This window comes from Pseudomonas sp. HY7a-MNA-CIBAN-0227, assembly GCF_040310325.1.
Taxonomy (GTDB): domain Bacteria; phylum Pseudomonadota; class Gammaproteobacteria; order Pseudomonadales; family Pseudomonadaceae; genus Aquipseudomonas.
On record NZ_JBEOPT010000237.1, the window covers coordinates 1 to 257 of the forward strand.

The following is a 257-nucleotide window of genomic DNA, read 5'->3' on the forward strand; positions in this document are numbered from 1 at the left end:
AGATATTACCAACCATATTCATAATTTGAATGTTCTTTAAAGGCGTCTTATCTTTAAACTCATCATGAGCAACCAAAATGGCGACGACATCCGCACGGTCAACGACTTCTGATAAAGGCACCAACATGCTGGCGGCTAACTTTTCAGGTAGTTGATTAATATTAGGTTCAACCAATATGATATTTGCATTATCAGCTTCAAGCATTTTTTGAGCAATATTGACTGCTGGACTCTCACGCAAATCATCAATGTTAGGC

At 38.1% G+C, this 257-nt stretch carries 1 protein-coding gene; it reads right to left on the reverse strand.

The genetic code is table 11. The features are described from left to right. Positions 1-257: UDP binding domain-containing protein (locus AAEZ06_RS27735; protein ID WP_350617359.1), on the reverse strand; the 257-nt coding region annotated here is incomplete at both ends.